This window comes from Streptomyces sp. NPDC050856 (assembly GCF_040653855.1).
Lineage (GTDB): Bacteria > Actinomycetota > Actinomycetes > Streptomycetales > Streptomycetaceae > Streptomyces.
The window spans coordinates 1-17,353 of the sequence record NZ_JBFAGV010000053.1 but is presented as its reverse complement, the minus strand read 5'-3'; the positions used below and the strand labels follow the sequence as shown (position 1 = coordinate 17,353).

Annotated in this window: 16 protein-coding genes and 1 pseudogene; 8 read left to right on the top strand and 9 right to left on the bottom strand. The window is 74.6% G+C overall.

What is annotated here, in order from left to right; genetic code table 11:
- Positions 1-100 (top strand): annotated as a pseudogene (locus AB0H53_RS28545) (IS481 family transposase); the annotation flags it as partial.
- Here AB0H53_RS28545 and dnaG read toward each other — a convergent pair.
- The 4 genes from dnaG to AB0H53_RS28525 all read right to left on the bottom strand — a co-directional run bounded on the left by dnaG (position 97) and on the right by AB0H53_RS28525 (position 5,674).
- Positions 97-1,998, bottom strand: a complete 1,902-nt coding sequence (dnaG, locus tag AB0H53_RS28540) for a DNA primase (protein ID WP_362119387.1) — start codon at positions 1,996-1,998, stop codon at positions 97-99. The pseudogene AB0H53_RS28545 and the gene dnaG sit on opposite strands and share 4 nt — an antisense overlap.
- 48 nt (positions 1,999-2,046) lie before the next feature.
- On the bottom strand, positions 2,047-3,315 hold the full coding sequence (locus AB0H53_RS28535; RefSeq protein ID WP_362119384.1) for an FAD-dependent oxidoreductase: 1,269 nt from the start codon (positions 3,313-3,315) through the stop codon (positions 2,047-2,049).
- Positions 3,316-3,459: 144 nt separating this feature from the next.
- Positions 3,460-4,758: a deoxyguanosinetriphosphate triphosphohydrolase gene (locus AB0H53_RS28530; protein ID WP_362119381.1), complete on the bottom strand. Its 1,299-nt coding sequence runs from the start codon at positions 4,756-4,758 to the stop codon at positions 3,460-3,462.
- A 37-nt stretch (positions 4,759-4,795) separates the two neighbouring features.
- Positions 4,796-5,674 carry a sirohydrochlorin chelatase gene (locus AB0H53_RS28525; RefSeq protein ID WP_362119378.1) on the bottom strand — a complete coding sequence of 293 codons (879 nt, stop codon included), beginning with the start codon at positions 5,672-5,674 and terminating at the stop codon, positions 4,796-4,798.
- Between the two features lie 204 nt (positions 5,675-5,878).
- Between AB0H53_RS28525 and AB0H53_RS28520 the strand changes: the two genes are divergently transcribed.
- The 3 genes from AB0H53_RS28520 (at position 5,879) to AB0H53_RS28510 (ending at position 9,635) form a co-directional block, all read left to right on the top strand.
- Entirely contained in the window at positions 5,879-6,592 is a 714-nt protein-coding gene (locus AB0H53_RS28520) for an aquaporin (RefSeq protein WP_362119375.1), read from the top strand.
- A gap of 70 nt (positions 6,593-6,662) precedes the next feature.
- Positions 6,663-7,352, top strand: a complete 690-nt coding sequence (locus AB0H53_RS28515; RefSeq protein ID WP_362119372.1) for an ElyC/SanA/YdcF family protein — start codon at positions 6,663-6,665, stop codon at positions 7,350-7,352.
- Positions 7,353-7,559: 207 nt separating this feature from the next.
- The gene (locus tag AB0H53_RS28510; protein WP_362119369.1) at positions 7,560-9,635 is read left to right on the top strand and encodes a molybdopterin oxidoreductase family protein; all 2,076 of its coding nucleotides are present in this window, start codon (positions 7,560-7,562) and stop codon (positions 9,633-9,635) included.
- On the opposite strand, the gene AB0H53_RS28505 is transcribed toward AB0H53_RS28510, so the two are convergent.
- The 5 genes from AB0H53_RS28505 to AB0H53_RS28485 form a co-directional block, all read right to left on the bottom strand.
- Positions 9,595-10,023 carry a gamma-glutamylcyclotransferase family protein gene (locus AB0H53_RS28505; RefSeq protein WP_362119367.1) on the bottom strand — a complete coding sequence of 143 codons (429 nt, stop codon included), beginning with the start codon at positions 10,021-10,023 and terminating at the stop codon, positions 9,595-9,597. The two genes, AB0H53_RS28510 and AB0H53_RS28505, sit on opposite strands and share 41 nt — an antisense overlap.
- Entirely contained in the window at positions 10,020-10,343 is a 324-nt protein-coding gene (cutA, locus tag AB0H53_RS28500; protein WP_362119364.1) for a divalent-cation tolerance protein CutA, read from the bottom strand. The genes AB0H53_RS28505 and cutA overlap by 4 nt, the downstream gene beginning before the upstream one ends.
- 126 nt (positions 10,344-10,469) lie before the next feature.
- Complete coding sequence (locus AB0H53_RS28495) at positions 10,470-12,242, bottom strand: ABC transporter ATP-binding protein (RefSeq protein WP_362119390.1); 1,773 nt, start codon at positions 12,240-12,242, stop codon at positions 10,470-10,472.
- 155 nt (positions 12,243-12,397) lie between these two features.
- The gene (locus tag AB0H53_RS28490) at positions 12,398-14,131 is read right to left on the bottom strand and encodes an ABC transporter ATP-binding protein (protein WP_362119361.1); all 1,734 of its coding nucleotides are present in this window, start codon (positions 14,129-14,131) and stop codon (positions 12,398-12,400) included.
- An 18-nt stretch (positions 14,132-14,149) separates the two neighbouring features.
- Positions 14,150-14,761 carry an NAD(P)H-dependent oxidoreductase gene (locus AB0H53_RS28485; protein WP_362119358.1) on the bottom strand — a complete coding sequence of 204 codons (612 nt, stop codon included), beginning with the start codon at positions 14,759-14,761 and terminating at the stop codon, positions 14,150-14,152.
- A 53-nt stretch (positions 14,762-14,814) separates the two neighbouring features.
- Here AB0H53_RS28485 and soxR point away from each other — a divergent pair, with 53 nt between their 5' ends.
- The 4 genes from soxR to AB0H53_RS28465 all read left to right on the top strand — a co-directional run bounded on the left by soxR (position 14,815) and on the right by AB0H53_RS28465 (position 17,263).
- Entirely contained in the window at positions 14,815-15,270 is a 456-nt protein-coding gene (gene soxR, locus AB0H53_RS28480) for a redox-sensitive transcriptional activator SoxR (protein WP_362119355.1), read from the top strand.
- 207 nt (positions 15,271-15,477) lie between these two features.
- Entirely contained in the window at positions 15,478-16,041 is a 564-nt protein-coding gene (locus AB0H53_RS28475; protein ID WP_362119352.1) for a hypothetical protein, read from the top strand.
- Between the two features lie 124 nt (positions 16,042-16,165).
- A complete protein-coding gene (locus AB0H53_RS28470) occupies positions 16,166-16,804 on the top strand; it encodes a class F sortase (protein WP_362119349.1) in 639 nt (212 codons plus the stop codon).
- A 93-nt stretch (positions 16,805-16,897) separates the two neighbouring features.
- Positions 16,898-17,263: a hypothetical protein gene (locus AB0H53_RS28465; protein ID WP_362119346.1), complete on the top strand. Its 366-nt coding sequence runs from the start codon at positions 16,898-16,900 to the stop codon at positions 17,261-17,263.
- Positions 17,264-17,353 lie beyond the last annotated feature (90 nt).

Here is a 17,353-nt window from a genome sequence, read left to right as displayed (position 1 = left end):
AGACTTCCTCCACACCTACAACCACCACCGCTGCCACACCGCACTCGGCGGACACCCGCCCATCAGCCGCGTGAACAACGCTCCGGGACAATACACCTAGAGGGCGTCGGCGCCGTTGTTGCGGAGCGACCGGCCGTACTGCTGGAGGACCCACAGCTCGTTCTGGACGGCCGCCAGGTGCTCGGGGTCGCCGTGCGCGCCGAGGCGGGTCAGGGTGCCCTGGACGTCCCGCACGCGCCGGTCGACGGCGCGCAGCCGGACGGTGACCAGCTGGGTGCCCGCGTACGCCTCGTCCACCACCCGTGCGTGGATGGCCTCCACGGCCAGCTCGGTGACCAGGGCCCGCACCGAGTCGTTGGGCGCGGCCTCGCGCACCCGGGTCAGGTAGTCGACGGTGTTGTCGACGCCCTGCTCGGCGCCGCCGGCCTCGGCGATGGTCTGGCGCACCGCGGCGTAGGGCGGTGCGGTGAACTCGTCGGCGCCGTACGCGTCGAACGCGGGCGAGACCAGCGCCGGGTACTGCAGGGCGAGCTTCAGCAGCTCCCGCTCGGTGCGGTGGGCGGGGCTGCGCAGGTTGAGCGCGGGGCCGGAGAGGGCCGCCGGGGCGGCCTGCACCGGTCCGGCGGCGGCACGGGGGCCGGGCGCGGGGCCCCGGCCGCCGCGGTCCCGGGCCCAGCGGGCGAGCTGGGCGACACGCTTGACGACGAACTGGGTGTCGAGGATGCCGAGCATGCCCGCCAGTTCCACGGCGACCTCGTGCTGCGCGCCGACGTTCTTGATGCGGGCGACGATGGGGGCGGCCTCGTCCAGGGCGGCGGCGCGGCCGGCCGGGGTGTCCAGGTCGTACCGGTTCACGATCTGGCGCAGCGCGAACTCGAACAGCGGGGTGCGCGGCTCGACCAGTTCCCGCACGGCGTCGTCGCCCTTGGCCAGCCGCAGGTCGCAGGGGTCCATGCCGTCGGGGGCGACGGCGATGTAGGTCTCGGCGGCGAACTTCTGGTCGTCCTCGAAGGCGCGCAGGGCGGCCTTCTGCCCGGCCGCGTCCCCGTCGAAGGTGAAGATCACCCGGGCTGATCCGTTGTCCATCAGGAGCCGGCGCAGGATCTTGATGTGGTCGCCGCCGAAGGCCGTGCCGCAGGTGGCGATGGCGGTGGTGACGCCGGCGAGGTGGCAGGCCATGACGTCGGTGTAGCCCTCGACGACGACCGCCCGGCTGGACTTGGCGATGTCCTTCTTGGCCAGGTCGATGCCGTACAGGACCTGGGACTTCTTGTAGATCGGGGTCTCGGGCGTGTTGAGGTACTTCGGGCCGTTGTCGTCGTCGCGCAGCTTGCGCGCGCCGAAGCCGACGACATCGCCGGAGACATCGCGGATGGGCCACATCAGGCGGCCCCGGAAGCGGTCGATGGGGCCGCGGCGGCCGTCCTGGGAGAGGCCGGAGAGGATCAGTTCCTTGTCGGAGAAGCCCTTGCCGCGCAGGTAGCGGGTGAGGTGGTCCCAGCCGGCCGGGCTGTAGCCGACGCCGAAGTGCTGGGCGGCGGCCTGGTCGAAGCCGCGCTCGGCGAGGAACTTCCGGCCGATCTCGGCCTCGGCGCCGTCCAGTTGGCCGGTGTAGAACTCGGCGGCGGCCTTGTGCGCCTCGATCAGGCGGATGCGCTCGCCGCGCTGGTGGGTGGGGTTGTACCCGCCCTCCTCGTACCGCAGTGTGATGCCCGCCTTGGCGGCGAGGCGCTCGACCGTCTCCGAGAAGGAGAGGTGGTCGATCTTCATCACGAAGGCGATGGTGTCCCCGCCCTCCTGGCAGCCGAAGCAGTGGAAGAGTCCCTTGCTGGGGCTGACCTGGAAGGACGGGGACTTCTCGTCGTGGAAGGGGCACAGGCCCTTGAGGTTGCCGCCGCCGGCGTTGCGCAGCTGGAGGTATTCGGAGACGACGGCGTCGATCGGGACCGCGTCCCGAACCGCCTTCACGTCGTCGTCGTTGATCCTGCCGCCTGCCACGCGTAAATCTTACGGGGGCCGTGGCGCTCTCCCCCCGGGGAACGCGGCCTACGGGCGGGGGACGACGGCGGCGAGCGGGGTCGTGGGGTCGGCGAGGGCCTCGGTGTCCACGGGCGCACCGGATCGGATGAGCCGCTGGACGGTCTCTGTGACGTCCCACACATTGACGTTCATGCCCGCCAGGACGCGGCGCTCCTTCAGCCAGAAGGCGATGAACTGCCGCTTGCCCGCGTCCCCGCGCAGGACGACCTGGTCGTACGAGCCGGGCGGGGCCCAGCCGGAGTACTCCAGGCCCAGGTCGTACTGGTCGGAGAAGAAGTACGGGACGCGGTCGTGGGTGTCCGGCCGGCCCAGCATGGCGCGGGCGGCGGCGGGGCCGCCGTTGAGGGCGTTGGCCCAGTGCTCGACGCGCAGCCGGACCCCCAGGGAGGGGTGGTGGGCGGCGGCCACGTCACCCGCGGCGTAGATGTCGGGGTCGGAGGTGCGCAGGGTCTCGTCGACGGCGATGCCGCCGCCGTGGGCGCGGTCGGCCAGGGCGAGCCCGGCGCTCTCGGCGAGGGCCGTGCGCGGGGCGGCGCCGATCGCGGCGAGGACGGCGTGGGCGGGGTGCTCCTCGCCGTCGTCGGTGCGGGCCGCCAGCACCATGCCGTCCTGGCCGACGATCTCGGTGAGGCGGGTGCCGAAGCTGAAGCGGACGCCGTGCTCGGCGTGCAGGTCGGTGAAGAGCTGGCCGAGCTCCGGGCCGATGACCTGGTGCAGCGGGGTGGGCTCCGGTTCCACCACGGTCACCTCGGCGCCGTAGCCGCGGGCGGCGGCGGCGACCTCCAGGCCGATCCAGCCGGCTCCGGCGATGACCAGGTGGCCGTTGTCGCGGCCGAGGGAGGCGAGGGCGCCCTGGAGCAGGTCGGCGTGGGCGAGGCGGCGCAGGTGGTGGACGCCGGCCAGGTCGGTGCCGGGGACGTCGAGCCGGCGCGGTTCGGCGCCGGTGGCCAGCAGCAGCTTGTCGTAGTGGAGGGTGCTGCCGTCGCCCAGGCGTACCGTCCTGGCGGCGCGGTCGACGGCGGTGACGGACTGGCCGAGGTGGAGTTCGACGTCGGACTGCGCGTACCAGGCGGGTTCGTGGACGAAGACGCTGTCGCGCTCCTCCTTGCCGGACAGGTAGCCCTTGGAGAGGGGCGGCCGTTCGTAGGGGTGGTCGCGTTCGTCACCGATGAGGATGACCCTGCCGTTGAACCCTTCGGAGCGAAGGGTTTCCGCCGCCTTCGCCCCGGCCAGCCCCCCGCCCACGATGACGAAGGTCTGATCTGCGTCGACCACTTGATGCCTCCTCTTGTTCGCGTCCGTGTTCACGCTACGCCGCCGTCCTGTCGCAGCCTCCCGCAGCCGGCGGGCCGACGGAAGAGGCCCCGGTCGCCGCCACTCCGGCGGGCGCCCGCGGGCGGACGGGTGGCGCGGCGCGGGTCAGCGGCGGGTGGCCAGGCGGGCGTGCAGGGTGCGGGCGGAGGCGTCGGTGAGCGCGGCGATCTGGTCGACCACGACCCGCGTCCTGGCCCGGTCGTCCGGGGCGGTGTCGAACAGGGCGCGGAACTGCGGGTCCATCCCCTCGGGGGCGCGGGCGGTGAACGCCTCGGCCAGCTCCGACAGCACCACGCGCTGGTCGGCGCGCAAAGCCTCCTGTTCGGCGCGCTGCATCACATAGCGGTCGGCGACGGCCTTGAGCACCGCGCACTCGTTGCGCGCCTCGCGCGGGACGACGAGCTCGGCGGTGTACCGGGTGAGGCGGCCGGTGCCGTACGCCTGGCGGGTGGCGGCCTCGGCGGCCAGGCAGAAGCGGCCGATGAGCTGACTGGTGGCGTCCTTCAGCCGGGCCTGGGCGACGGCCGTCCCGTCGTACCCGTGCGGCCACCACTCCTGCTCCATGAGCCGGTCGAGCGCGTCGGCCAGTTCCCGGGGGTCGGTGTCCCACGGTACGTACCGGCCGATGGCGACCGCGGCGATGTCCGCGCGCTCCGGCGCGGCCGAGAGCAGGCGGGTGTCGATGTGGCCGGCGTGCAGGCCGTCCTCGAAGTCGTGCACCGAGTAGGCGACGTCGTCGGCCCAGTCCATGACCTGGGCCTCGAAGCAGGTGCGGCCCTCGGGCGCGCCCTGCCGGACCCACGCGAACACCGGCAGGTCGTCCTCGTACACCCCGAACTTCGGCGAGGCCGGTTCGGTGGGGTGCCCGCCGCGCGGCCAGGGGTACTTGGTGGCGGCGTCCAGGGCGGCCCGGGTGAGGTTCAGGCCCACGCTGACCAGCTCGCCGGTCTCCCGGCTGGGTACGAAGCGCTTGGGCTCGATCCGGGTGAGCAGCCGCAGCGACTGGGCGTTGCCCTCGAAGCCGCCGCAGTCCTTGGCGAAGTCGTTGAGCGTCTGCTCCCCGTTGTGCCCGAAGGGCGGGTGGCCCATGTCGTGCGCGAGGCAGGCGGCCTCCACGAGGTCGGGGTCGCAGCCGAGCGCGTGGCCGAGCTCGCGGCCGACCTGGGCGCACTCCAGGGAGTGGGTGAGCCTGGTGCGCGGGCTGGCGTCCCAGGCCAGGCTCCGTGAGCCGGGTGTGACGACCTGGGTCTTGCCGGCCAGGCGGCGCAGCGCCGCGGAGTGCAGGACGCGGGCGCGGTCGCGCTGGAAGGCGGTGCGGCCGGGGCGCTTGTCGGGCTCGGGAGCCCAGCGCTCGGTCGCGTTCCGGTCGTACGCCGTCCCCTCGGGTCCTTCCATGCCGTTCATGCAGTGAAGGTAACCGCAGGCGCTGACAGTGAACCTGTCAGGCGGAGGCGAGTTCCCGTGGCAGCGGGTGCGGGGCGGCCGCCGCCCGGTCGTACCGGCGCAGGACGAGGCGGGCCAGGGCCGGGTGCGCGCCGAGGGGGGCGGCGGCGATCCACGGCGCGGCGGCGGCGCTGCGGGTGGCGAACAGCCCGGGGGCGGTGAAGCAGGAGGCGACGGCGGCCCGGTGGTGGCCGCGCTCGGCCAGGGCGCGCAGCGCCTCGGGGACGGTGGGTGAGGCGGCGGAGGCGTACGCGGGCACGACGGGCACTCCGCCGAGGCGCTCCCCGAGCAACCGGGCGGTGCGGCGGGTGTCGGCGGCCGAGTCGGGGTCGCGGGAGCCCGCGGCGGCGAGGACGACACCGGTGGCCCGGCTGCGTTCGTGTTCGGCGCGCCAGCCGGCCTCGGTGAGCCGGGCGTACAGCGCCTCGACGAGCAGCGGGTGCGGGCCGAGGGGGGCGGCGACGCGGACGCGCAGGTGGGGGGCGCGTGCCGCGGCGCCGGGCAGGTCGTGCTTGACGTGGTGGCCCCGGGTGAGCAGCAGCGGCACCAGGACGGCGTCGCCGTCACCGAGGGCGGTGAGGGTGTCGGTGAGCAGCGGCGCGTTCAGTTCGATGTGCGCCAGCCGTACGCGCAGCCCGGGGCGCAGCTCGCGGACCCGGTCCAGCAGGGCGGTGACGGCGGGCAGCGCGCGCGGGTCGCGGCTGCCGTGCGCGACGGCGACGAGCGTGGGGGGATCGGGCCGGGTCATGGGCGCGTGTGCTCCCTTGCGGTGGAGGTGGTCGGGCCGCGGGCCGGGCTGCGCGGTGATGCGGGTGAGCGGCTCGGCGGAGCCGTGGCGGGTTCCGCCGGGCGCGCCCGGGTCTGTCGGCTCCGTCATGCGCCGATGGTCGCGGGCGCTGATTGCCGGGGCGTTGCGCGGGGGTGACGGCTGTTTTCCACCGGCTCACCGGCCGGCCGGGGGTGCTGTCGGACGCCGGCGCGGGGGCCCCGGCGGCGCACCGGGCCGGGAGCTCGCGGGGCGGGGCAGCGATTTTCCGTTGGACGGAATATATTTTCCATTCCATCGGACAGTGGGGGGCTCATGGTCATGGCCGAGGCGCTGCCGCGACGCGCCGCCGCCGAATTCGTCGGCACCGCCGCGCTGGTCGCCGTCATCATCGGCTCCGGCATCCGGGCGAGCGGGCTCAGCGAGGACGTGGGGGTGCGGCTGCTGGCCAACTCGCTCGCCTCGGCGATCGGGCTCGGCCTGCTGATCGCCCTGTTCGCCCCCGTCTCCGGAGCCCACCTGAACCCGGTCCTCACCCTGTGCCTGTGGTGGACCCGGCCGCGCGGCGCCACCGGCGGACCGGCCGGCCGGGAGGTGGCGCTCTACCTCTCCGCCCAGCTCGCCGGAGCGGTCACGGGGGCACTGCTGGCCGAGGCGATGTTCGGGCGGCTGCCGGGCGGCTGGTCCACCCAGGCGCGGTCGGCGGGCCATCTGCTGCTCGGCGAGACGGTCGCCACGGCCGGGCTGGTCCTGCTCGTCCAGGGCCTGGACCGGACCGGGCGCGCCCGGCTGGCAGCGGTCGCGGTCGCCGCCTACACCGCCGCCGCCATCTGGTTCACTTCGTCGGGGTCGTTCGCCAACCCGGCCGCGACGGTCGGCCGTTCGCTGACCGACTCGTTCACCGGGATCGCCCCCGCCTCCCTCCCCGGCTTCGTCGCGGCCCAGTTCCTGGGCGGGGCGCTCGGCGTCGGCCTGGCCGCCCTGCTGTACGGCGGCCGGCCGCCGTCGGCCGCCAGCCCGCCGCGGTGAACCGATCGGGCCGGATCCACGTCTGACCAGTGCGGGACACCAGGAGAGGGACGAGGAGAGGCACGGTGACATGCGACGCTGGCCGGGGCGGCTGCCCGGAACACCCCTGAGCCGGCGGGGTCGCCGGCGGCTGGCACAGGGCGTCATGCTCGGCTGTGTGCTGGCGCTCGCGCCGGCGACCTGGACACACGCCGTCGCCGGCGGCCACCTGCGCACCGCGGCGGACGTGCCCGCCCACGACGTCGCCGTGGTGTTCGGGGCCGGGCTGTGGCAGGGCCGCCCCACCCCGTACCTGGCGCACCGGCTCGACACGGCCGCCGCGCTCTACCGGGACGGCAAGGTGAAGGTCGTCCTGGTCACCGGCGACAACAGCCGGGCCGACTACGACGAGCCCGACGCCATGCGCGCGTACCTCACCCAACGCGGCGTACCCGGTGGGCGGATCGTCAGCGACCACGCCGGGTTCGACACCTGGGACTCGTGCGTCCGCGCGAAGAAGATCTTCGGTGTCCGGCGGGCGGTGCTCGTGACGCAGGGCTTCCACATCCGCCGGGCGGTGACGCTGTGCCGGACCGCGGGGATCGACGCGTACGGCGTCGGCGTCGGCGAGCCGCACGACTCGGTCTGGTACTACGGCGGCACGCGGGAGCTGTTCGCGGCCGGCAAGGCGGCACTGGACGCGGCGCTGAAGCCGGACCCGAGGTTCCTGGGGCGCGCGGAGACGGGCGTCCACGAGGCGCTGGCCTCCGCGGGCGGCTGAGCGGCCGGCCGCCGCGCCCCGGCGCCCGCGCCCGGCCGCCCCGGCCCGCGCCGCGCCCGGCCGGGGCGAAGGCCGTGACCGTCGCCAGGGCCGTACGGCTCGCGCCCCCGGCCTCACCGGAACCGGCCGAGGGGGCGGAGGGCGACGTACCCGGGGTGTAATGCGGCGTGCTCGCGGGCGTAACACACACGGCGCAGTCTCGGGGGCATGCTCCCCATCGCCACCCCCACGCACTGCCCCTACTGCGCCCTGCAATGCGGCATGAACCTCCGGTCGTCCGGCGAGGGCGTCGAGGTGGTGGAGCGCGCGGACTTCCCGGTGAACCGGGGGGCGCTGTGCGGCAAGGGGCGCACCGCGCCCGAGGTGCTCTCCTCCCGGGTCAGACTGACCGGGCCGCTGGTCCGGCGCCCCACCACCGGACGGCTGGAACCGGCCACCTGGGAGGAGGCGCTGGAGACCGTCGCCCGGGGACTGCGCGGTACCCGGGAGGCCCACGGCGCGGACGCCGTGGGCGTGTTCGGCGGCGGCGGGCTCACCAACGAGAAGGCGTACACGCTGGGGAAGTTCGCCCGGCTGGTCCTGGGGACCTCCCAGATCGACTACAACGGGCGCTTCTGCATGTCCTCGGCCGCCGCCGCCCACCAGCGGGCCTTCGGACTCGACCGGGGGCTGCCGTTCCCGCTGGAGGACGTGCCGCGCACCGGGTGCGTGATCCTCGTCGGGTCCAACCTCGCCGAGACCATGCCGCCCGCGCTGCGGTACCTGACCGAGCTGAGGGAGAACGGGGGGCGGCTGATCGTCGTCGATCCGCGCCGCACCCGCACCGCCGAGCAGGCCGACCTGCACCTGGCGCCCCGCCCCGGCACCGACCTGGCCCTGGCGCTCGGGCTGCTGCACCTGGTGGTGGCCGAGGGACGCACCGACGAGGAGTTCGTCGCGGCCCGTACCACCGGGTGGGAAGAGGCCAGGGCCGCCGCCATGTCGCACTGGCCGGCGCTGGTCGAGCGCATCACCGGCGTGCCCGTGCCGGCGCTGCGCGAGGCGGTGGCGATGTTCTGCGACGCGCCGAACGCCATGGTGCTGACCGCGCGCGGGCCCGAGCAGCAGTCCAAGGGCACCGACACCGTCGGCGCCTGGATCAACCTGTGCCTGGCGACCGGGAACGCCGGGCGCCCGCTGGCCGGGTACGGCTGCCTGACCGGGCAGGGCAACGGCCAGGGCGGCCGGGAGCACGGCCAGAAGGCCGACCAGCTTCCCGGTTACCGCAAGCTGGACGACCCGGCGGCCCGCGCCCATGTCGCCGGGGTGTGGGGGGTGGACCCCGACACCCTGCCGGGACCCGGCCGCAGCGCCTACGAACTGCTCGACGCGCTGGGCGGGGACATCAGGGCGCTGCTGGTCATGGCGTCCAACCCGGTCGTCTCCGCGCCCCGGGCCGCCCACGTCGAGCAGCGGCTGCGTTCCCTGGACTTCCTGGCCGTGGCCGATGTGGTGCTCTCCGAGACGGCCGAACTCGCCGATGTCGTGCTGCCGGTGACGCAGTGGGCCGAGGAGACCGGCACCATGACCAACCTGGAGGGGCGGGTGCTGCTGCGCAGGCAGGCCGTCGAACCGCCCGACGGGGTGCGCAGCGACCTCCGGGTGCTGCACTCGCTGGCCGGGCTGCTCGGCTGGGAGAAGGGCTTCCCCACCGACCCCGAGGAGGTCTTCGACGAGCTGCGCCGGGCCTCGGCCGGCGGCCCGGCCGACTACGCGGGCATCAGCTACCGCCGGATCGCCGAGGAGGACGGCGTCTTCTGGCCCTGTCCGGAGCCCGGCCATCCCGGCACCCCCCGGCTGTTCCTGGAACGGTTCGCCACGCCGGACGGGCGGGCCCGGTTCGTGCCGGTGACGCACCGGGCGTCGGGCGAGGAGACGGACGAGGAGTACCCCGTGGTGCTGACCACCGGGCGGGTCGTCTCGCACTACCAGTCCGGGGCCCAGACCCGGCGCGTCGCCGAGCTGAACGCCGCCGCGCCCGGCCCCTTCGTGGAGCTGCACCCCCGGCTCGCCGAGCGGGTCGGTGTCACCGAGGGCGAGCCGGTCGCGGTGGTGTCGCGGCGCGGGCGGGCGGTGGCGCCCGCGCGGATCGTGACCGGGATCCGGCCGGACACGGTGTTCATGCCGTTCCACTGGCCGGGCGAGGGCCGCGCCAACACGCTGACCAACCCGGCGCTCGACCCGACCTCCAAGATGCCGGAGTTCAAGGTGTGCGCGGTGCGCCTGGAAGCCGTGGCCGGCTGAGCCAGTCCCCGCCCGGTATCGGCGCGCCGGGGGCCGCGCCCGGCGCCGCCAGGTAGACCCAGGCCCGTACCCTCGCCCCGTCCCGCAGCCGGACCGCCTCGCACACCTCCCGCTCGTAGAGGTTGCGGGGATGCCCCGGCCCGGCGTACCCCTCCAGCCGGTCCAGCACGCAGAGCAGCGCGCCGTACCCGCCGGGCGCGGCGCTGATCAGCTCGCCCGCCACCTGCCCGGCCCCGCGGACCGCGTAGGGGTGGCCGGGCCCGTCGTGGAGCAGGACGCCGGCCAGCCGGGCCGGTTCCCCGGCCGAGGTGCGCCCGCGCAGGAACAGCTCGTGGTTGCGCTCCCCCGGGCGCAGCGTGCCGTACACGAAGAAGGGCAGCTCGCTCACCGCTCGGAGGTCTCCCCGGCCAGCCATGCCAGGTAACCGGCGCTGCCGCGTACCACCGGCAGCGCGATGACCTCGGGCGTCTCGTAGTCGTGGGCCTCGGTGAGGTGCGCTTCGAGGGCGTCGTAACGGTCCTCGGTCGTCTTGAGGAACACCTGCCACTCCTCGCTCGTCTCGATGGCGTCGCGCCAGTGGTAGACCGAGGTGATGGGGCCGGAGATCTGCGCGCAGGCGGCGAGCCGGGCCTCCACCGCCCCGCGGGCCAGCCGCTCGGCCTTCTCCGCGCTGTCGGTCGTGGTCAGTACGGTCAGGGCGGGGGTCACGCCGTCTCCTCTCGATGGGGTGCTGAGGCCGATGATGCCCCCTTCCCGGTGCCCGCCCCGCCGCCGCCGGGCGACTCGCCCGGCTCCACCGTCCCCTCGTCCCGCCGTCCCCTCGTCCCGCCGTCCTCACACCGCCGCCGCGAACTGCGCCGCGTACAGCGCGGCGTACGCGCCGCCCGCCGCCAGCAGTTCGGCGTGGGTGCCCTGTTCGACGATGCGGCCGGCGTCCATCACCAGGATCACGTCCGCGTCCCGGACGGTGGAGAGCCGGTGGGCGATCACGAACGAGGTACGCCCCTCCCGCAGCGAGGACATGGCCCGCTGGATGAGCACCTCGGTACGGGTGTCGACGGAGCTGGTCGCCTCGTCCAGGACCAGGATCGACGGTTCGGTCAGGAACGCCCGGGCGATGGTGATCAGCTGCTTCTCCCCCGCGCTGAGCCCCGCCCCGTCCTCGTCCACGACGGTGTCGTAGCCGTCGGGGAGGGTCCGCACGAAACGGTCCGCGTGGGTCGCCATGGCCGCTTCGACGATCCGTTCGCGCGGTACGTCGCCGGGGGCGCCGTACGCGATGTTGTCGGCGATGGTGCCGCCGAACAGCCAGGTGTCCTGGAGCACCATGCCGATGCCCGAGCGCAGCTCGTCGCGGGAGAGCGTGGCCGCGTCGGCCCCGTCGACCAGGATCCGGCCGCCGGTCACCTCGTAGAACCGCATCAGCAGGTTGACCAGGGTGGTCTTGCCGGCGCCGGTGGGGCCGACGATCGCGACCGTCCGGCCGGGCTCCACCGTCAGCGACAGGTCCTCGATGAGCGGCCTGTCGGGGTCGTACCGGAAGGACACCTTCTCGAAGGAGACCCGGCCCCGGGCCTTCGGGCGCCGGTCCGCCGCCCCTCCGGCCGGTGCCGCCGGCGCCTCGGACTCCTCGTCGGCGTCCAGCAGGTCGAAGACCCGCTCGGCGGACGCCACGCCGGACTGGAGGAGGTTGGCCATGGAGGCGACCTGGTTGACGGGGCCGTTGAACTCGTAGGTGTACTGCACGAAAGCCTGTACGTCACCGATGGACAGGGTTCCCGACGCCACCCGCAGCCCGCCGGCCACCGCGATCAGGACGTAGTTGAGGTTGCCGGCGAAGGCCATGGCCGGCTGGATGAGACCGGAGACGAACTGGGCCCGGAAACCGGCGGAGTACAGCTCCCCGCCCAGCTCGTCGAAGGTCTCCACCGCCTGCCGCTTGCGCCCGAACACCAGCACCTCGGCATGGCCGGTGTACATCTCCTCGACATGGGCGTTGAGCCGGCCGGTCACGTCCCACTGCCGGACGAACTGCGGCTGGGCGCGCTTGCCGATACGGGTCGCGACGGCCACCGACAGCGGGACGGTCGCCAGCGCGACCAGCGCCAGCAGCGGCGATATCCAGAACATCATCGCCAGCACGCCGACCAGGGTGAGCAGGGCCCGGACCATCTGGCTGAACGCCTGCTGCAGGGTCTGGGTGATGTTGTCGATGTCGTTGGTGGCGCGGCTGAGGATCTCGCCGCGCGGCTGCTCGTCGAAGTACGCCAGGGGCAGCCGGGCCAGCTTGGCCTGCGCCCGCTCGCGCAGCCGGTGGCCGACCCGCTGGACGACCGTCATCGCCAGGCGCATCTGCACCCAGGTGAGCGCCGAGGACACGGCGATCACGCCCAGCACGAGGGCGAGGACCTGCGCGACGGCCCCGAGGTCGACGCCGGCGGGTCCCGCGGCGCCGGCCACGACCAGGTCGGTGGCGTGCCCGAGGAGTTTGGGGCCGGCCACGGTGAGGGCGACGGCGGCGGCGCCGGCGGCGAGGACGCCCCGGACGAGGCGGCGCTCGGGCGCGAGGGCCGCCAGGAGTCTGAGCCCGGAGCGGCGGAAGTCCAGCGACCGCTCCGGGGCGGGGCCGGCGGCCGTGCCGGGAGCCCGCTGCTGGGCGGCCGGCCCCCGGCGTTCGGGGACGCCGCGGCCGGTCCCGGCGCGGACCGGGCGGCCGGTCCCGGCGCGGACGGGGGCGGGGCGCTCGGGACGCTCGGGGGCGGTCACGCGGCTTCCTCCTCGGTGAGCTGGGAGAGCACGATCTCCCGGTATGTGGGGTTGTCCCGCATGAGTTCGTCATGGGTGCCGGTGCCGGTGACCCGCCCCTGGTCGAGGACGACGATCCGGTCGGCGTCGCGGATCGTGGCGACCCGCTGGGCGACGATGACGACGGTCGCGTCGGCCGTCCGGGCCGCCAGCGCGGCGCGCAGCCGGGCGTCCGTGGCGTAGTCGAGGGCGGAGAAGGAGTCGTCGAACAGGTAGACGTGCGGGCGGGCGACCAGGACACGGGCGATGGCGAGGCGCTGGCGCTGCCCGCCCGAGAGGTTGGCGCCGCCCTGCGCGACCGGGGCGTCCAGCCCGTCCGCGAGCGCGGTCACGAAGTCCCGGGCCTGCGCGGTGTCGAGGGCCTGCCACAGCTCCTCGTCGGTGGCGTCGGGGTTTCCGTACCGCAGGTTGGAGGCGACGGTCCCGGAGAAGAGGTACGGCTTCTGGGGGACGAGTCCGACGGTGCGGGACAGGAGTTCCGGGTCCAGGTCCCGGACGTCCACACCGCCGATCGCGACCTGGCCGCCGGTGGCGTCGAACAGCCGGGGCACCAGGCCGAGCAGGGTGGTCTTGCCGCTGCCGGTGGAGCCGATGACGGCGGTCGTGCTGCCGGGACGGGCGGTCAGGCTCACCCCGCGCAGGACGGGTTCCTCGGCGCCCGGATAGCTGAAGTCGGCGCTGCGGATGTCGAGGTGTCCGGGCCCGCGCAGGGCGCGGACCGGGTCGCGGGGCGGGGCGAGGTCCGGCCGGGTGGTGAGGACCTCCTGGATGCGCCCGGCGCTGACCTCGGCCCGGGGCACCTGCATGAGCAGGAACATCGTCATCATCACCGCCATCAGGATCTGGGTCAGGTAGCCGAGGAAGGCGATGAGCGACCCGGCGTGCAGGGCACCCGACTCCAGCCGCAGTCCGCCGAACCAGATGACGGCGACGGTGGCCGCCTCCCAGATCAGCAGCACGGTCGGGAACATCAGGGCCTGGAGCCGGCCGGCCCGCAGCGCGACGGCCAGCAGCTCGGCGTTGGCACCGGCGAAGCGGTCCTGCTCGTGCCGGTCGCGGACGAACGCCCGGACGACCCGGATTCCGGTGATCTGTTCGCGCATCACCCGGTTCACCCGGTCCACGTGCTCCTGCATGGCCCGGAACACCGGTGGCAGCCGGCGGACGACGAGTCCGACGGCACCGCCGAGCAGGGGCACGAAAACCAGCAGGAGCAGGGTGAGCGGTACGTCCTGACCGACGGCCATGGCGATGCCGCCGAGGCACATCAGTGGCGCCGGGACCAGCATGGTCAGGGCGAGGACGGTGAGGGTCTGCACCTGGGTCACGTCATGGGTGGTGCGGGTGATCAGGGACGCGGTGCCGAAGTGCCCCATCTCCCGTAAGGACAGGTCCTGTACGCGGCGGAAGACGGCGGCGCGCAGGTCGCGGCCGACCCCCATGGCGACGCGGGCGCCGAAGTACACGGCGGCGGCCGCCGCCAGGATCTGGAGCAGGGTGACGGCGAGCATCCGGCCGCCGGTGGACAGGACGCGGCCGGTGTCGCCGCGCAGGACACCGCTGTCGACGATGCCGGCGTTGAGGGTGGGCAGCAGGAGGGTGGCGAGGGACTGGATGAGCTGGAGGACGACGACCAGGGCGATCGTCCGGCGGTAGGGGCGCAGGCGGGCGGTGAGCAGGCGGATCAGCATGGGTCGCGTACCGCGCTCTCAGGCCGCGTACGGGCGGGCGGACTTGGCGTCCCGCAGGGCGTGCCCCCACCAGGCGAGCTGGTCGAGCATCGCCTCGGCGGCCGCGTCGGGACGGGCGGGGTCCTTGTGCCGTCCGGTGTCGTCGAAGTGGGTGTGTGCGTTGTGGAAGGAGACCGTCTCGCGGACGGTGACCGCGTGCAGTTCGGCGAAGACCAGGCGCAGTTGCTCGACGGCGCGCAGGCCGCCGGAGATCCCGCCGTAGGAGACGAAGCCGACCGGCTTGGCCTGCCATTCGGTGAAGTGCCAGTCGATGAGGCTCTTGAGGACGGCGGGGAAGGAGTGGTTGTACTCGGGGGTCAGGACGACGAAGGCGTCCGCGTCCGCCAGCACCGGGCTGACCTGGGCCAGTTGAGCCCGTACGGCGGGGTCGGGCTCGTGCGAGAGGGCGGTGGGCAGGTCGGCCTCGGCGAGGTCGACGACGTCGACGGTGAAGCCGCCGTGCCGGCGGGCCCGGGAGAGGAACCAGTCGGCGACGACGGGCGCGAAGCGGCCCTCTCGGTTGCTGCCGAGGACGACGGCGAGGCGCAGGGGGCGGGTGGCGGGCTGCACGGCATGCGTGGTGAGGTCCATGCCGTACAGCCTCATACTTAAACTTGAGTTGAAGTCAAGCTACTCTGGCCGCCATGACGCGACTCGCCTGGAACGCGAAGGAAGTGACCGTCGGGGAACTCGCGGCGCGCAGTGGTGTCGCGCCGTCCGCCCTGCGGTTCTACGAGCGGGAAGGGCTGATCACGAGCCGCCGCACCAGCGGCAATCAGCGCCGCTACCACCGTGACGCGCTGCGCCGGGTGGCGTTCATCCGCACCTCGCAGCGGCTCGGCATCCCGCTCGCCGCGATCCGCGAGGTGCTGGGCCTGCTGCCGGACGACCGCACGCCGACCCCCGAGGACTGGGCCCGGATCTCGGAGTGCTGGCGTGACGACCTGGACCGGCGCATCCGCACCCTCCAGCGGCTGCGGGACAACCTGACCGAGTGCATCGGCTGCGGCTGCCTCTCGCTGAGCCGGTGCGTGCTGTCCAATCCGGGCGACGAACTGGCCGAGCACGGCCCGGGCCCGCGCCGCCTGATCGAGGACTGACCGCGGCGGGCTCCGGGGGCCGGGTGTCACCCGTTCGGGGCGGTGGCCGGGCCCGCGGCCGGAAAACGCCGCTGAGCTGCCCGGACGGCCCGGACGCGACCGCTCGTACCGGCCGATCCGCGGGGTCTCGGCAGGCGGGGTCGGCGGGCGGGCCGTACCTCTCGGACCAGGGACACCCACTCGTGACCGTGCTTCCGGAGGACATCGATGCGCACCACAGCCCGCCCGCCGACCGGCACCGCGACCGCGCCGGCGCTCGTGGCGCTCGGCACGCTCGTGGCGCTCGGCACGGTCGTCGCGTTCGGCGCGCCGCCCGCGTACGCCGGTGACTTCGAAGCGCTGGAGGTGCACCCGTCGAGCGCGGCCCCGGGCACGACCGTCACCGTCAGCACCACCGCCTGCGGGCCCGAGGACGCCCGCGGCGCGGGCGACGCCCGGTCGCTGGGGGCGGGCGAGTTCGAGCTGGTGCCCGGCACCCACGAGGAGACCGTGGTCGGCCGGTTCACGCTGCCCGCCCACGCCCGGCCGGGCACCTACGCCATCGGCGTGGCCTGCGACAACGGCAGGAGCGCCACCGGCGACCTGGTGGTCGGGCAGGGTGGCGGCGCGGACGGCCACCAGCAGCCGAGCGGGCACGTGGCGACCGGCGTCGGCGGCAGCGCCGGCCCGGACACCACCCGGATCGCGGCGGGCGCGGCGGTGCTGGTCGCGTCCGCCGCCGGCGGGGCCTGGTTCCTGCGTCGCCGGGCGAGCGGCGCGCAGGGCGGCTGACGGGGCACGGGGCGGCCCGCGCCCTCCCGTGCCCCGCGTCCCGCTCCCCGCCCCCGCCGCGGCCCCCCCGAGACCGCGGCGGGGGTGGGGCACCCCGCACCCCCGCCCCGAGGACCCCACGGACATGAGCAGCAGCCCGACCGCCGCCCGGACCAGGGGCTGGAGCCTGGTGGCCACCGCGTTCGCCGGTCTCTGGCTGATCCGGAGCGGCTGGGCGGACGCGGCCCCGCCCGCCCCCTCCGCCGCCGAGGCGTTCGCCGCCGGCCCCCGCCACCGCACCCCCGCCGCCGGCCCGCTGCCGCCCTCCGCGCCCACCCGGGTGCGCATCCCGGAGATCGGCGTGGACGCGCCCGTGGTGCGGCTGGGCCTCGGTCCGGACGGCAGCCTGGACGTGGCGCCCGCCGGCGGCCGCGAGGTGGCCGGCTGGTACCGGGACGGCACCCCGCCCGGCTCCGTGGGCACGGCGATCGTGGCGGGCCACGTCGACGACGCCGAGGGCCCCGCCGTCTTCCACGGCCTGGGCGCGCTGGGGAAGGGGCACCGCGTCGAGGTCGCCCGCCGCGACGGGCTGACCGCCCTCTTCACGATCGACGCGGTCGAGGTGTACGACAACGACGCCTTCCCCGACCGGAAGGTGTACGGCCACACCGGTCGCGCCGAGCTGCGCCTGATCACCTGCGGCGGCCGGTTCGACGCCAGGACCGGTTACCAGGGGAACGTGGTCGTCCACGCCCACCTCACCGGGGTGCGCCGAGCGCGCTGAACCACCCCTGCCCTATTGTTGAACACGTTCAAGCGAGCTCCCCGGATGCCCGGATCCGCGGATTTCGGGGATCCCCGACGAAGGCCGGCCCGGATGACAGGCACCGCGCGGCGCTCCCGCACCCTGTGCCGGACGGCCGCCGCCGGGTACGTCGGCCTCATGGCGGCCGGAGGACTGGCCACCGCGCTGACCGGCCCGTCCCCCGCCGACCCCGCGCTGTTCCACCTGTCGCTGCCCGGCGCGGTGCTGGTGTACGCCTTCCTGCTGCTGCCGCTCAGCGGCCTGCTGGGCGCGGGCCCGGACACGCAGGTCCCGAGCCCGTACGCGGAGGCGGCCGGGCACGCCCTGTTCGCCCTGGTGAACGTCCTGGTGGTGTGGGCCCTGCGCACCGGCGTCCGGCGTCTGGTGGCCGCGCTCCGGCACCCGGGACCGGAGGCGCCGCGGGAGGACGCGGCCTAGTCTTCTGAGTCAGGAGTTCTGTTCAGATGTATAAGCTTGGCCTGTGGGACGTACTGGGCGGCCAAAGGCCGAGTTGATCCTGTCGGATGA

Bases quoted from the DNA above. Each gene is read 5' to 3' on its own strand.
- AB0H53_RS28530 (WP_362119381.1), bottom strand. From the start codon at position 4,758: ATGAACGGCATGGAAGGACCCGAGGGGACGGCGTACGACCGGAACGCG.
- AB0H53_RS28525 (WP_362119378.1), bottom strand. From the start codon at position 5,674: ATGACGGAGCCGACAGACCCGGGCGCGCCCGGCGGAACCCGCCACGGC.
- AB0H53_RS28520 (WP_362119375.1), top strand. From the start codon at position 5,879: ATGGTCATGGCCGAGGCGCTGCCGCGACGCGCCGCCGCCGAATTCGTC.
- AB0H53_RS28515 (WP_362119372.1), top strand. From the start codon at position 6,663: ATGCGACGCTGGCCGGGGCGGCTGCCCGGAACACCCCTGAGCCGGCGG.
- AB0H53_RS28510 (WP_362119369.1), top strand. From the start codon at position 7,560: ATGCTCCCCATCGCCACCCCCACGCACTGCCCCTACTGCGCCCTGCAA.
- AB0H53_RS28490 (WP_362119361.1), bottom strand. From the start codon at position 14,131: ATGCTGATCCGCCTGCTCACCGCCCGCCTGCGCCCCTACCGCCGGACG.
- AB0H53_RS28485 (WP_362119358.1), bottom strand. From the start codon at position 14,761: ATGGACCTCACCACGCATGCCGTGCAGCCCGCCACCCGCCCCCTGCGC.
- soxR (WP_362119355.1), top strand. From the start codon at position 14,815: ATGACGCGACTCGCCTGGAACGCGAAGGAAGTGACCGTCGGGGAACTC.
- AB0H53_RS28475 (WP_362119352.1), top strand. From the start codon at position 15,478: ATGCGCACCACAGCCCGCCCGCCGACCGGCACCGCGACCGCGCCGGCG.
- AB0H53_RS28470 (WP_362119349.1), top strand. From the start codon at position 16,166: ATGAGCAGCAGCCCGACCGCCGCCCGGACCAGGGGCTGGAGCCTGGTG.
- AB0H53_RS28465 (WP_362119346.1), top strand. From the start codon at position 16,898: ATGACAGGCACCGCGCGGCGCTCCCGCACCCTGTGCCGGACGGCCGCC.